Source organism: Algibacter pectinivorans (assembly GCF_900112595.1).
Taxonomy (GTDB): domain Bacteria; phylum Bacteroidota; class Bacteroidia; order Flavobacteriales; family Flavobacteriaceae; genus Algibacter_B; species Algibacter_B pectinivorans.
Window position 1 is genome coordinate 401174 of the sequence record NZ_FOMI01000003.1, and the last position, 14204, is coordinate 415377.

The window sequence follows — 14204 nt, forward strand, 5'->3', positions numbered from 1 at the left end:
AATAACCCCCAAGCAACGAGGTTTTACTTCGTGCATTAAAAGTAAACATTATGCAACAAGAACTTATTACGGACGCGATTCTAGTAAGCAACTACATTAAAGGAGATGAAAGCGCGCTAGAAATTTTAATTAAACGGCACAAACAAAGAATTTACAGTTTTATTTACTCTAAAGTATACGATAGAGATGTTGCTGAAGATATTTTTCAGGATACTTTTATTAAAGTTATACGCACGTTAAAACGTGGTTCGTATAACGAGGAAGGTAAGTTTTTACCTTGGGTAATGCGTATTTCGCATAATTTGGTAATTGACTTTTTTAGAAAAAATAATAGAATGCCTAAATTTGATAATGCGGGCGATTTTAATATTTTTTCTGTTTTAAGCGATAGTAGCTTGAATGCTGAAAAAACAATTATTAAAGAGCAAGTAGAACATGATGTAAGACGTTTGGTAGATGAGCTTCCAGACGACCAAAAAGAGGTGTTAATGATGCGTATTTATAACGATATGAGTTTTAAAGAAATTTCTGAAAGAACAGGTGTTAGTATTAATACTGCTTTAGGAAGGATGCGTTATGCGCTTATTAATTTGCGCAAAATAATTGATAAGCACAATATAGTTTTAACGAATTAATGCAATAAAGTAAATCTTGTTTCGTTTTCTATTTGAATTAACCTTTTAAATAGATATAATGGAAAAAATTTACTCTGAAAATTCTTTAAAAAACATTGAAAAGCGCGAGCCAAAGGAGGAAACGGTTAATTTTCTTCTTAATTACTCAAAAGCTTTAAATGTTAAAGATTATAATAACATGAGGTTTGAAACACTTCTGAATTAAATAGAAATAAATAAAATAAAAGCCCTGATTCTAAGAATTAGGGCTTTTTTGATTTATAATAATCATTCAAAACCGATTGTCTTCCAATAGTTTTAGTAATAATATCCTTCTCTAAATCCCAACCTCGAGCGGGCGAATATTCACGACCATACCAAATAATTTGAAGATGTAAGTCATTCCACAATTCCTCAGGAAATAAACGTTTTGCATCTTTTTCGGTTTGAGCTACACTTTTCCCGTTGGTTAAATTCCATCGGTACATTAATCTGTGTATGTGAGTATCAACAGGAAATGCAGGAACACCAAAGGCTTGAGACATAACAACACTTGCTGTTTTGTGGCCAACGGCAGGTAGTTCTTCTAAATATTCAAAACTTTGTGGCACTTCGCCATTATGTTTTTCAATTAATATTTTTGATAAGCCGTAAATGCCTTTACTTTTCATTGGCGATAGGCCACAAGGTCTAATAATGTCTTTAATTTCTTCTACCGACATTTTAATCATATCAAAAGGATTGTCGGCACGTTCAAATAGTAAAGGGGTTATTTGGTTTACGCGAACATCTGTACATTGTGCAGAGAGTAAAACAGCTATTAATAGGGTGTATGGGTCTTTATGGTCTAACGGAATTGGTATTTCTGGGTAAAGCTTATAAAGCGTATTTATAACAAAGTTTACCTTTTCTTGTTTAGTCATAAGTTGTATTTTTGATAAAAATCAAAGTTAAGACTATGAATACACTAAAACAAGGCGATGCTGTTCCTAATTTTACAGCTAAAGATGAGCAAGGAAATGATATTTCATTAAGCGATTATAAAGGCAAAAAACTAGTTGTGTTTTTTTATCCTAAGGCAAGTACACCAGGCTGCACTGTGGAGGCGTGTAATTTAAGAGATAATTACACCGAACTTAAAGCGCAAGGTTATGAGTTGTTAGGTGTTAGTGCAGATTCTGCAAAGAGACAATCAAATTTTAAAAATAAACATGAGTTTCCTTTTCCGTTATTAGCCGATGAGGATAAAACGGTTATTAATGCCTTTGGTGTTTGGGGGCCTAAAAAGTTTATGGGTAGAGAGTATGACGGTATTCATAGAATGACTTTTTTAATAAACGAGCAAGGTGTTGTAGATCGTGTTATTCAAAAAGTAAAAACCAAAGATCATGCGGCGCAAATTTTAGAAAATTAATTTACCAGTGTGTATAAAAAAAAACGGCTATTCATTCAAAATAGCCGTTTTTTATTTTTTTTTGTTTTACTTTTTCTTTCTAGTAATGTTTCTGCTTAAGGTTAGTGGTCTTCGGGTATATCCAAATAACCTGTAGTCCTTAATTAACTCTGCAGTTCCTTCTGGTACCATTTCTTCCCAACCTTTTTCCCCACGCGAAATTTTTCTTAGTATTTCCCTTGAGAATATATTCATAATACTTTCATCATAATCCTCAATATCTACAACTTTTCCGTTGTATTTAAAGAATTTGTATAATTCCTTCATTCGTGGATATACCTTTAAATTTTCGCTAGTAATAAGCTCTCCAGTTTCAGAGTCCTTCATTGGGTATAGGTAAACTTTTAAATCTTTAAAGAATAATTTTCCAAAGGCTTCTAGAATACCACCACTCATATGACGATAATATTTTTCGTCGAAAATATCTACTAAATTACTAACGCCCATAGCTAATCCCATTCTAGCTTTTGTGTAGTTAGAGAAGTATTCTACAACTTTAAAGTATTCTTGGAAGTTGGATATCATAACCGATTGTCCTAGAGAGCATAGTAAATCTGCGCGATCTATAAAATCTTGCTCGTCAATTTCACCTTCGGCTCTTAAATTAGACAGTGTGATTTCAAAAACCACAACAGTTTTCTTTTCGTCAACTTTGTTTTCTTTTATAAACATTTCGTATGATTTCTCATACATTGCCATGTTTACTTTGGTTACGGGTCTAAAACTACCTCTAAGTGCTAAAATGTTTTTCTTGTAAAACACACGAGCCGGTAAAACATTGGTACCATCTGGACCAAACATTACGGCATCTGTCATGCCATTTTTAACCAGCTGTAAACTCATTAAGCGGTTGTCGATATCTTTAAAAACAGGTCCAGAAAAGTTAATGGTATCAATCTCTAACTGGTCTTTATCTAAATGGTCGTATAAATAACGTAATAGTTTTTTAGGTTCGTTATACTTGTAAAACGCGCCGTAAATTAAGTTTGTACCTAGAACACCAAGTGTTTCTTGTTGCAGTCGTGCGTCGGTTTCTTTAAAACGTAAGTGGAGGATTATTTCGTTGTATTCGGCGCCTGCTTCAACCTGATATTTAATTCCTACCCAGCCATGGCCTTTAAATTGCTTAGCAAAATCAATGGTTGCAACGGTGTTGGCGTAGGTGAAAAATATTTTATTGGGATTTTTTTCACGGGTTAGCCTATTTTCCATAAGGTCCATTTCGTGAGCAAGCATTTTTCTTAAACGCGCTTCGGTTACATAGCGTCCATCGTCTTCGGCACCATATATAGCATCACTAAAATCTTTATCGTAAGCAGACATAGCTTTAGCGATGGTTCCTGAAGCTCCTCCGGCTCTAAAAAAATGACGACAAGTTTCTTGTCCTGCGCCAATTTCAGCAAAGGTTCCGTAAATGTTTGAATTTAAGTTGATTTTTAATGCCTTAGATTTTAACGATGGGATATCATCAAATTCTTTGTCGCCAGTAATGGTTATTTCCATAATGTGTATAGGTTACGTCTTGTTCTTACAAAGGTATCAAATAAGTGTAGCAAACAAAAAAATAAACTTATTTTTGTAAAAACTTAAAATTTTTGAAAATTACTTTTCTTGGTACTGGTACTTCGCAAGGCATTCCAATTATAGGAAGCGACCACCCGGTTTGCTTAAGTAAAAACCCTAAAGACAAGCGCTTAAGAGTTTCTGTTTTAGTAGAGTGGGATAATTTTACTTATGTAGTAGATTGTGGGCCAGACTTTAGGTATCAAATGCTGAGGGCGCAGGTAAAACGAATTGATGGTATTGTGTTTACTCATGAGCATTCCGATCATGTTTTAGGTTTGGATGATATTAGGCCATTTTATTTTAAGCAAGGTGGTATTTCTATTTATGGACATAAGCGCGTTTTAAAATCTATAAAAAAACGATTTGATTATGTTTTTAAAAAGGAAAACAGGTATCCAGGAGCTCCAGAAGTTATAACTCACAGGCTTAAAAATAAGCCTTTCAAGTTGAAAAATTTAACGGTTGTTCCTGTAAGTGGTAAACATCATGAGTTGCAAGTTTTTGGTTTTAAGTTTAAAGATTTTGCATATTTAACCGACATGAAAACGGTTTCGGATAGGGAGGTTGAAAAAATTAAACATGTAAAAGTTTTGGTGGTTAATGCTTTACGTATAGAGCCGCATCACTCGCACTTTAATTTAGACGAAGCACTGGATTTTATAAGGAAAGTTAACCCAGAAAAAGCTTATTTAACACATATAAGTCATCTGTTAGGGTTTCACGATGATGTTGAGAACAAGTTACCTAACAATGTGTTTTTGGCATACGACGGATTAAAAATAACAGTTTAAATAAAAAAGAATAATGAAGCAGAGAATTTTTATGTACTTATTTGTGTTTACAGCGCTTTTAGTGTTGTTTCAGTATGTTAGTTCGAAACGAATTTTCGAGGATATTGATAAGCAATTAGTAACAAGTAATACGCAGCTTAAAAAATACAAGGATTCTGTTGCTGTTTTACATAAGGATATTTTAGAGTTATCACATTTTAATCTATACAGAAACGAAGATGCTATTAGTTATTTTGAAAATGATGGGTATAAAATAGATGAATTAATTCCGTTTATTAAAGATGAGTTGTATAAGATGAATGAGGTAAAAGGAGATCATCCTATTATTCCTTATGCTTCTGGTGAGGGCAGAAAAATGATGTTAAATACAGTAAAAATGCTGAATCATAAATGGATTGTTGCAGATTTTTCCGATGGTCAATATTGGGGAGAAGTGTTTTTAACTTATGAAATAACTGAGGAAAAACAACTAAAATTTCAACTCGTAGAGCATTTTCTTTACCCTTTTGATTAAAAAATAGTTTCCTAATAACATAATTAGGAAGGTTGCTTAGTTAATTTTAATAGCTGTTCCTTTTTCTTTTCTCTGAGGCTCACCTTCGTTAAAAGAAGCTTTTGCGTATTCAAAGGTATACGAGCTATCTGTGGTGGTTAATATTTTCATATGGATAGGGTCTTTCTCTGCGATTGATTTTGGGTTAATCTTGTACAACACAAACTCACAATCATTAATCCATTTCACTTCAGAGCTATCTGTTTTTCCATCATAAAAATTAATACTATAGCGCTCGGTTCTCTTAAAGTTTGCGCTTTTTTCTACACCATCTACAATATAATCAAATCGAAATGTGCCTGTTTTATAGTCTTTACAGTTTCTAGGCGATTCATAGCAGCTTGTTAAGCTTAAAAAAAAGGTTAAAAGAAGTAATGTGCGCATGTTTTGTTTTTTTCATGCAAAGCTACTAAACAATACTGTTAATTTTCGTAGTTTTTAAAACTTCCGTCGGAATAAAATACAACAATACGGTCTATAGTTTTGTTGTTGTCACTTTTAGTTATTGGCGGCAATTCTGGTATTGTAGCTTTTGCTGCAAGATTTTCTTGAATAGGTGCTTTGGTTTTTTCTTCAGAAGGAAAAGCTCCCTTACCATTAAATAGCCAATACAAATCAACTTCGGGGAAGGCGGAGAGTACTTTTAAAATAAAATCTAAACTTGGCTTATTTCGACCAGACAATATATGTGAGATACTAGAGCGTTGTACTCCAATTTTTTCGGCAAAAGAAGATGCAGACTCACCGTAGTAATCTATAACTTTTTGTAGTCTTTTAATAAAATCTTCTGTGTTTATCATTGTAAATAGTTGTCTGAGGTAATTGTTGTTACAAATGTAACAATATAACTTTAAATCAGGAAATATATTGTATGGTTGTTATCTATTTGTTTTAAGTTTTGGTTTAATATTCACTATATAAACAACTGAATATTTGTGTTTTAAGTTAAAAATTTCAATTAAAGTAAGTTTTTTTGATTAATATATATCTAAAACCGAACTTCTTGTTTAATATTGTAAACAAACTGTTGAAAATTAATGTTTACAAATGTAAAAAAGTAATTGTTTACATTTGTGTACACAAAATAATCAAGATGCAATTACAGGATATTAAGGCGTTATTTAAACGGCACAAAGAAGATCAATTATCTCATCGTTATATAACCAATAAAGACATTGAGCCTTTGTTTGAAAAATTATCAAAACATGTGCAAGTAGAAACTATTGGTAAGTCTGTTTTATCAAATCCTATTTATGGTTTAAAAATTGGAAATGGTAAAAAAAGAATACTCATGTGGTCTCAAATGCACGGTAATGAGTCTACGACTACTAAGGCTATATTCGATCTCTTAAATAGCTTTATAGACGCCAATTCGGAGCTTAATTTTATTTTAGAGTCCTGTACTTTATATATCATTCCTATTTTAAATCCAGATGGCGCTTTATCTTATACTAGAATTAACGCAAATCAGGTGGATTTAAATAGAGATGCTCAAAATAGAACACAACCAGAAAGTATAGTCTTGCGTAATACTTTTGAGAATTTTAAGCCGCATTTTTGCTATAATTTACATGGGCAGCGTACTATATTTAGTGCAGGAAACACAAATAAATTAGCAACGGTTTCATTTTTAGCTCCAGCCCAAGACGAGGCTTGTACTGTTACACCCAATAGAAAAGTGGCTATGGAGGTTATAGGGGTAATGAATAATGCGCTGCAACAAATTATATCCAATCAAGTAGGGGTGTATGACGATGCTTTTAATTTAAATTGTGTTGGAGATACGTTTCAAAGTGAGAATGTCCCAACTATATTATTTGAAGCGGGGCATTTTCCAAATGATTATGGTAGAGAAGTAACACGCGAGTTAATATATGTATCTTATTTAGCTTCGTTGGATTATATAGCCAAAACAGAAGTTACAGGGAATAAGTACGAATCTTACTTTAATATTCCAGAAAACGGGAAGTGCTTTTTAGATGTTATTATTAGAAATGCAAAAATTGATGGTATTTTGCTAGATGTAGGTGTATTATTTCAAGAGCGATTAGTTAATAATCGGGTGGAATTTATACCCAAAATTGAGAAAATTGAAAAGTTAAATGCATTTTATGGACACAAAGAGATTGATGCTAAAGGTGTTGCCATTTATAACGGAGAAGGCGGGGTATTGGAAATAGGTTACGAAAACGTTTTCGTAATATTAAATAATGAGAAATTATTGCTTTTATCGAAATAAAACATAGAAATAGTTCTGTATTTTTAATAAAAATGTATTAATTTTGCCTCATATATAAGAATAGTTAATTATGGGAAAAATCAAATTAGACGAAATAGATCATCAAATTCTTGACATGTTAATCGACAACACAAGAATTCCTTTTACTGATATTGCAAAAAAGTTATTAATTTCAGCAGGTACGGTTCATGTTCGTGTAAAAAAAATGGAAGAAGCTGGTATTATTAAAGGATCTTCTTTAATGTTGGATTATAAAAAGTTAGGCTATTCGTTTATTGCTTACGTAGGGGTTTATTTAAACAATACGTCTCAAACTAAATTTGTTTTGGAGCGTATTAATGAAATTCCTTATGTTACAGTAGCTCATATTACTACAGGTAAGTTTAATATTTTCTGTAAAATTAGAGCTAGAAGTACAGAACACGCTAAAGAAGTAATCTTTTTATTAGACGATATAGAAGGCGTATATAGAACAGAAACAATGATTTCGTTAGAAGAAAGTATTAACGATAAAAAACGTTTAATGCATTCTATTTTTAATGATTTGTAACCATATTCAATATGCATTTAAAAGCTCTGTGAAAACGGAGCTTTTTTTTTCATGCATGTTTGTATTAATTATTAGTGCTATTTTTACTTTGGTACAATTTTTTACCGTTTAAAGTAAGTATTTGGTCATATTCTCGACTGCAGACATATTTGTTATACATTAAAAAATATGATATTTAATTCTTTAGAGTTTTTTTTATTTCTTCTCGTTGTAGGTTTTATTTATTGGTTTGTTTTAAAGCGAAGTTTAAAAGGACAAAATATATTACTTTTAGTTGCTAGTTATATGTTTTATGGCTGGTGGGATTGGAGGTTTCTTTTTTTAATATTACTTAGTACTGTTGTAGATTATTTTATAGGTATTAAAATTTTTAATAGCGATAAACAAAAGGTACGTAAATCATGGTTGTGGTGTAGTGTTTTGTTTAATTTAGGGCTGCTGGCTTTTTTTAAGTATTATAATTTCTTTGTAGAATCTTGGGTAAATATGTTTTCGGTATTAGGTTATAGTATTAAAAACACATGGACGCTGAGTGTTATTTTACCTATAGGTATTTCCTTTTACACGTTCCAAACGATGTCTTATTCGTTTGATATTTATTATAAAAAATTAAAGCCAACTAAACACTTTATTGCTTTTGCAGCCTTTGTTAGTTTCTTTCCGCAGTTGGTTGCTGGCCCAATTGAAAGAGCATCAAACTTATTAAGTCAAATTACAAGTAAAAGAGTATTTAATTATAACCAATGTATTAGTGGTTTGAAACTCATGCTTTGGGGTTTGTTTAAAAAAATGGTTATAGCAGATTCTTTAGCACCCATTGTAGATGATATTTTTATAAATTATTCCAATTATTCGGCTTCAACATTAGTATTGGGTGCAGTGTTTTTTAGTTTTCAAATTTATGGCGACTTTAGTGGTTATTCTGATATAGCCATAGGAACAGCTAAGCTTTTTGGGATAGAGTTAAAATCAAACTTCAAATTCCCTTATTTTTCGAGAAATATTGCCGAGTTCTGGGTACGTTGGCATACTTCATTATCAGATTGGTTTCGCTATTACGTGTATTTTCCTTTAGGAGGATCTAAAGTTTCAAAATTAGTCTCTATTAGGAATATAGCTATAGTATTTTTAATTAGTGGATTATGGCATGGTGCGAATTGGACGTATTTATTTTGGGGTGCTTTTCATGCCATTGCATTTGTTCCTGTTTTTTTATTGGGTAAAAACTCAAAATATAAAAATTCTACAATAGGAGAAAATTCTAAACTACCATCAATAAATGAAGTATTTCGAATGATGATGGTATTTAGTATTGTAACTTTTTCTTGGGTGTTTTTTAGGTCGGCAACTATTGCTGATGCATTTAACTATGTTTTAAGAATGTTTTCGGTATTTACTTTTGAATCATATATGCACCCAAGAGGTTTCAGGATGATAGATTATTATATTTTAGTAGCTCTCTTTGTTATATATGAATATTTAATTAGACGAGATGAACGGGCTCCTTTTAAATTTAAATCGAGGTATGTTCGATTTATGGTTTATGCTATGGTTATATTGTGCATGTTGTTGTTTTATGATAGTAAAATAGATAGATCTTTTATTTATTTTCAATTTTAACTATTTAAAAAACTGAGAAATGAAAAAAATATTTTTTAAAGGGGCTTTTTATAGTTTATTGATTGTTTTAGTTTTAGAGTTAGTTATTAGGGGGTTTCATTTAACTAAAGATTATCCAATTCGTATCATTGATAAAAACCAAGTAGAGAAGTGGAAACCTAATCAAAATGGATATTCGGTTACAGGTAACAGACGTCAGAATTTTTCAGAATTTCGGATTAATAATTCAGGTTTCAATTCTTATCGAGAGTTTACCCCCTCAAAAGAAAAAAAGGAAATAGCGCTAGTTGGCGATTCTTATATTGAAGGTTTTCACCAAGATTATCGATTTTCCATTGGAAATAAAATAGAAAAACAATTAACCGGTTTTGAAGTTTATGAATATGCCTATGCGGGCTATGACTTTGCCGACGAACTAAATTTAATAAGTAAGTATAAAGATAAATTTAATCTAATCGATTACGTGTTTATCGATCTTAAATTTAACACAGATCTACAAAGAGGGGTGTATGCTGTAATTCCTGATAGAATGAACTTAGAAACACCATTTTATAGAAACTTGCGTAAATTTAAATTATTAGTATATTTAAATAGTATTGGAGTAACAGGAGATTTAAAAACACGTTTTAGAGAATTAATAGCCTTAAAAATTAAACCAGATATAACACCTAGCAATGAGAACAAACTTAAAGAAGTGGATGAAATTAACCCTAAATATCTAGCTAATTTTAATACGCTGGTAGAAACTTATAATTTCGATAAATCAAGGTTTGTGCTCTTATTAGAAAAAAGAAATACACCAAATGCGTTTAAAAATTATTTAAAGGCAAATAATTTTAAATTTATAGATTTAAGTAGTGATTTAGAGAAGTCTAAAACACCTACGACATTAATTTATGATAGCCATTGGAATGATAAAGGCAGGAGCATTGTAGCAAATGCTATTGTAAAGTATACCAGACAATTGGAATTTAATTATTAATATTCAGTTTTCTTAAAACAAAACGACAAGACCTATATATTGTTGGTTTTAAATCACTTAACATGTATTTAATAGGAGTGTTGTTAAAAATAAATTTCAATTTTAACAACTGACTTTTATTTTTTTTAATACTTTTTACTAGGCCCTTTAATAGCATAAAATCTATTAATTTATAATCAGGAGTTTCAAACGTTTTATTTAAGCTGGATAGGTAGTATAAGTATGGGAAGTTAACACCTGCAAATAAAGATGCTTCAAGCGAACCCCAAAATCTTGGGTTTATTTCTACTACCTTAAAATTTTTGGCGTTTTCATCAAACCTCATATCTAAATGGGCCACTCCAGACCAAGCCAATGCTTTCATTAAAGTTTTTACTTGGTTAATAATTGCGTCTTCCTTTACAAACTTAAACGAAATTTGGGGAGCAAACTTATGGCCTCCATACATATTGGGTTTTTGTATAGTATAAGCCAAAACCTCTCCATTTCTGCATAATACGCTACAATCAATATCGTATCCTTCAATATAATCTTGAGCAAGATAATTTGTTTTAGAATCAATCGATTTAAGGAACTTTAAAAACTCCCGTTCTTCATTAAAAACTTCAATACCTAACCCGCCTCCAGGGCTATCAATAGGTTTAATAAGTACTGGGTATTCTATTTTACTTAAATCTGGTTTAACATTGATTTTAATAACTTGGCTTTTAGGATAAGGTAATCCCAAAGCTTCTAAAAAATTAGTTAAAGAATTTTTGTTTATAGCTTTTTCAAAATTACTATGGGATGGGAGTAGAGCTAATTTATTAGGCGATGTTAATAAATTTTTATACTTGGTAATAATTCTAATACTATCCTCAAAAATGGGCATAATTAAATCAACTTCTTGATTTTTAGTGATTTCATTAATATTATTAATGTAATCCGAACCATTTTCTGTTTTGGGTTTATAGTAAAATTTAAATACTTTTTTAGAGTATTTCATAGGTATGTCTTTGTTATTGGACATAACATGGATTTTTATTCTTTTAATTTCCGAAAGACAGTTTAAAACGATCATTAAAACTGGAGCTTCTCCATCGGGAATAAATATAGATATTGCTTTATTTGGCATAAATAAGTAGTTCTTTTTTAAGCCTTAAAATTAGTTTTGGGACTTATATACCTCAAATATTTAAAATTAATCTGTAATAATTAAGTTTTTACTTTAAATTATTTAATTTATTTTAATTTAGTATGTATATAATAAGATAAAACTTACTGTTAAAAGAATAATTTTGTTAATATTATTCTTTTGTTAGACATTTGGTATGGAATAACTAAAATTACTTTAAAATAAAGGGTAGAGATGAGCTTATTAAATACGGTTAATCATAATTTTACACAAGATTTTTTCGAGAAAGGAGATTTTAACCCACTAATATCAGAGATTTTCGATAAAAATAAAGAGGAAAAATTTAAAAACTCTAGTTTAAATTTAGAAGAAGCAAATGTAGACACTATACATTTAATAGAATTTGTACCTCCCTTTTTTAACCTAAAGTTTAACAATACAAAAGGTGTTTTGTCGACTTTTAGGTATACTTATTTTAATGGTTTTATGTGTAATTTAACCTCAAGTAAATCTTTGGATGATTACATGTACTCTCAATTAGGTAAAAAGAAGAAAAAGATAGTTGTTAGACGGTTAAGTCGTTTAGAACAATGTTTTAATATTGATTATAAAATATTTTATGGAGATATAGAAAATGAAGAATGTCGTGTATTAATGGACACCTTTAAAATAATGATTAAAAAACGCTTTAATCAAAGAGGAGATATACATAGTAGCCTAAAAAACTGGTCGTTTTATAGAGATGAAACAGCTCATTTAATTAGAAATAAAAAGGCTTGTTTATTTGTTATTTATAATGACAAAACTCCAATTGCAATGAGTTTAAACTTTTTATTTAATAAAGTGTTTGAAAGTGCTATTACTTCTTACGAAATTGATTTTGCAAAGTTTGGGCTAGGAAATATAATTGTTCTTAAAAAATTAGAGTGGTGCTTTGATAACGGTTTCGAGTTTTTTAATATGCGTTATGGAGATTATCCATATAAACGTATGTGGTGTAATACTGTTTTTAAATATGATAGTTATATTGTTTACAAAAAATCTTTAGGTAATTTATTGAAAGCTTTTGTAATACTTAAAAAAAACCAAGCTATAACTTACGCTATACTAAACAAAGATAAGTTTAAGGCTTTGTCTAGTGCAATGTCTAAACTTAAAGGTAAACCAATAGATAATAAACCTATTATAGAAGCTAAAGAACCGGTTTTTAAGGCTTTAAGTAATTTTAATGAATTTGATTACAAAAATTTAACTCCTGTTGATATAAAAGAGGAAGATTATGTTTTTTTAAGAAAACCAGTGTTTGATTTGCAGTATATTTTAGTAGCTAAAACCGAAGATATAGCGTGTTTTAAATTTGAAAAGAATATTTTTATAGCAAAGAATATTACTACTAGCACGTTTTTTAAATTAGATTTAAACTAATTTTAGTATGAACATGTTACTCTTATTTTATTTCTAGGCTACTAGGCGAAATTTTAAAATAGCTGTTGTTAGAATTATTTTTAATTATAAATTGCTCTTTTTTAACTTGAAAAACACTAATTAAGTCTAAATGTAAGTTGTTAATATACAAGTGGTTGTATACTTCTTTTTTAAGTTCAGAATTAAGGCTTTCTACACTTATAATGTAGGCTTCTAAAATTAAATTGCTAACCTCCGAAGGTAAAACAGGAGTTATTTTGTAATGTTTTATTTCTGGTAATTTTCTGTTTTTTAGTTTGAAAACTGCGCTGTAATAAAAATTGTTTACGCCTTTCTGCCTTAAAAATTGTTTTAGTTTAAATTTTGCCGCTATAAAACAGGATAATCCACTTGTTAGTATGGAGGGTTTATAAATTAAATGATACTCGTAATTATACGTTTTGTTACACCAATCTTTCTTATACCCATATTCGCCTTTATAAAAGTCGAACTTATTAAAACCTTTTGCTGTTAGAGATTCAAATAAATTCATTATAGTTATAGAACCTAAACCAAATTTATAATAGTTTACATCGAATACTGGAATAACACCAATAGATAAGGATTCTATATGGTAGCATAAGTAAAATGATATAGGCTTTTTGTCGTTATATACAACATATAACGAAGCTTCTCCATTAGAAACCATAGGAAGTATTGTATCTGTGTAAAAATTCCAGAAATAATTATCTGTTATTGAATAAAATTCTTTTCGTAATTTAAATTTTTCAATTAATAAGGCTTTAAAGGCATTCATTAAATCTAAATACTCTTTTTTATTAATTGTGGTTTTGTAAAATAACTTATAAGAAATATTAAAGCAGGACTCCAATTTCTTTTGTCTTCTTTTAATATTCCCTATTTTTTTTCGTCCAACTTGTTTGGTAAAATAGTCATTAATATTTTCATATTCAGAAAAATCCGCCATATATGCTTTATATTCACGAATTCGTTTTATTTTATACTTTGCTTTAGGTTCTAAATTTTTAAGAGTATTATTATAATTTGGTATATTATAAACAATAAAGAGTTTGTTTTTTAAAGGCCATTGGCTATTTGCTTTTATTGTATAATTATTACTGGTCATTAACAAACTACCTCCAATACTGCTATAAACAGGAAGTAATTTACCTTTAGTAAACGAAATACCATCTATAGAATTATAATTATATAGTTTGGTTGCCTTTGCATAATGTAATTTCCATTTTTCTTTAAAAAGCCGACAAGACGATAAAGTTTTATTCATTTTTTATACGTA

General features: G+C 29.9%; 16 protein-coding genes. 10 read left to right on the forward strand and 6 right to left on the reverse strand.

What is annotated here, in order from left to right:
* The first annotated feature begins 50 nt into the window (after positions 1–50).
* The gene (locus BMY96_RS06735; RefSeq protein ID WP_092850716.1) at positions 51–635 is read left to right on the forward strand and encodes an RNA polymerase sigma factor; all 585 of its coding nucleotides are present in this window, start codon (positions 51–53) and stop codon (positions 633–635) included.
* 58 nt (positions 636–693) lie between these two features.
* On the forward strand, positions 694–840 hold the full coding sequence (locus BMY96_RS15975) for a hypothetical protein (RefSeq protein WP_175473530.1): 147 nt from the start codon (positions 694–696) through the stop codon (positions 838–840).
* Between the two features lie 37 nt (positions 841–877).
* Here the strand turns inward: BMY96_RS15975 and BMY96_RS06740 are convergent, their stop codons facing one another.
* Positions 878–1537, reverse strand: coding sequence for an endonuclease III domain-containing protein (locus tag BMY96_RS06740; protein WP_092850719.1), 660 nt, complete (start codon positions 1535–1537; stop codon positions 878–880).
* A 35-nt stretch (positions 1538–1572) separates the two neighbouring features.
* Here BMY96_RS06740 and bcp point away from each other — a divergent pair, with 35 nt between their 5' ends.
* Positions 1573–2028 carry a thioredoxin-dependent thiol peroxidase gene (gene bcp / locus BMY96_RS06745; protein ID WP_092850722.1) on the forward strand — a complete coding sequence of 152 codons (456 nt, stop codon included), beginning with the start codon at positions 1573–1575 and terminating at the stop codon, positions 2026–2028.
* Positions 2029–2094: 66 nt separating this feature from the next.
* Here the strand turns inward: bcp and BMY96_RS06750 are convergent, their stop codons facing one another.
* Complete coding sequence (locus BMY96_RS06750; protein ID WP_092850725.1) at positions 2095–3570, reverse strand: nucleotidyl transferase family protein; 1476 nt, start codon at positions 3568–3570, stop codon at positions 2095–2097.
* A gap of 92 nt (positions 3571–3662) precedes the next feature.
* On the opposite strand from BMY96_RS06750, the gene BMY96_RS06755 reads away from it, so the two are divergent.
* Both BMY96_RS06755 and BMY96_RS06760 read left to right on the forward strand, forming a co-directional pair.
* Entirely contained in the window at positions 3663–4424 is a 762-nt protein-coding gene (locus BMY96_RS06755) for an MBL fold metallo-hydrolase (protein WP_092850727.1), read from the forward strand.
* A 13-nt stretch (positions 4425–4437) separates the two neighbouring features.
* Positions 4438–4938, forward strand: coding sequence for a hydrolase (locus tag BMY96_RS06760; RefSeq protein ID WP_092850729.1), 501 nt, complete (start codon positions 4438–4440; stop codon positions 4936–4938).
* Positions 4939–4974: 36 nt separating this feature from the next.
* On the opposite strand, the gene BMY96_RS06765 is transcribed toward BMY96_RS06760, so the two are convergent.
* Both BMY96_RS06765 and BMY96_RS06770 read right to left on the reverse strand, forming a co-directional pair.
* On the reverse strand, positions 4975–5361 hold the full coding sequence (locus tag BMY96_RS06765) for a hypothetical protein (RefSeq protein ID WP_092850731.1): 387 nt from the start codon (positions 5359–5361) through the stop codon (positions 4975–4977).
* Between the two features lie 38 nt (positions 5362–5399).
* Positions 5400–5777, reverse strand: coding sequence for a helix-turn-helix domain-containing protein (locus tag BMY96_RS06770; protein ID WP_092850734.1), 378 nt, complete (start codon positions 5775–5777; stop codon positions 5400–5402).
* A 293-nt stretch (positions 5778–6070) separates the two neighbouring features.
* Here BMY96_RS06770 and BMY96_RS06775 point away from each other — a divergent pair, with 293 nt between their 5' ends.
* The 4 genes from BMY96_RS06775 to BMY96_RS06790 all read left to right on the forward strand — a co-directional run bounded on the left by BMY96_RS06775 (position 6071) and on the right by BMY96_RS06790 (position 10368).
* A complete protein-coding gene (locus tag BMY96_RS06775) occupies positions 6071–7216 on the forward strand; it encodes a M14 family zinc carboxypeptidase (RefSeq protein ID WP_092850736.1) in 1146 nt (381 codons plus the stop codon).
* Positions 7217–7286: 70 nt separating this feature from the next.
* Positions 7287–7766 (forward strand): Lrp/AsnC family transcriptional regulator, encoded by a 480-nt coding sequence (locus BMY96_RS06780; RefSeq protein ID WP_092850739.1) that lies wholly within the window; start codon positions 7287–7289, stop codon positions 7764–7766.
* A gap of 168 nt (positions 7767–7934) precedes the next feature.
* Positions 7935–9386: an MBOAT family O-acyltransferase gene (locus BMY96_RS06785; RefSeq protein WP_092850741.1), complete on the forward strand. Its 1452-nt coding sequence runs from the start codon at positions 7935–7937 to the stop codon at positions 9384–9386.
* A 19-nt stretch (positions 9387–9405) separates the two neighbouring features.
* Complete coding sequence (locus BMY96_RS06790) at positions 9406–10368, forward strand: hypothetical protein (protein ID WP_092850744.1); 963 nt, start codon at positions 9406–9408, stop codon at positions 10366–10368.
* On the opposite strand, the gene BMY96_RS06795 is transcribed toward BMY96_RS06790, so the two are convergent.
* The gene (locus BMY96_RS06795; RefSeq protein ID WP_092850747.1) at positions 10358–11482 is read right to left on the reverse strand and encodes an ATP-grasp domain-containing protein; all 1125 of its coding nucleotides are present in this window, start codon (positions 11480–11482) and stop codon (positions 10358–10360) included. The genes BMY96_RS06790 and BMY96_RS06795 overlap by 11 nt on opposite strands.
* A gap of 234 nt (positions 11483–11716) precedes the next feature.
* Between BMY96_RS06795 and BMY96_RS06800 the strand changes: the two genes are divergently transcribed.
* Complete coding sequence (locus BMY96_RS06800) at positions 11717–12907, forward strand: GNAT family N-acetyltransferase (RefSeq protein WP_092850751.1); 1191 nt, start codon at positions 11717–11719, stop codon at positions 12905–12907.
* A 22-nt stretch (positions 12908–12929) separates the two neighbouring features.
* Here BMY96_RS06800 and BMY96_RS06805 read toward each other — a convergent pair whose 3' ends face one another.
* Positions 12930–14192, reverse strand: coding sequence for a GNAT family N-acetyltransferase (locus tag BMY96_RS06805; protein WP_092850754.1), 1263 nt, complete (start codon positions 14190–14192; stop codon positions 12930–12932).
* Positions 14193–14204: the final 12 nt, after the last annotated feature.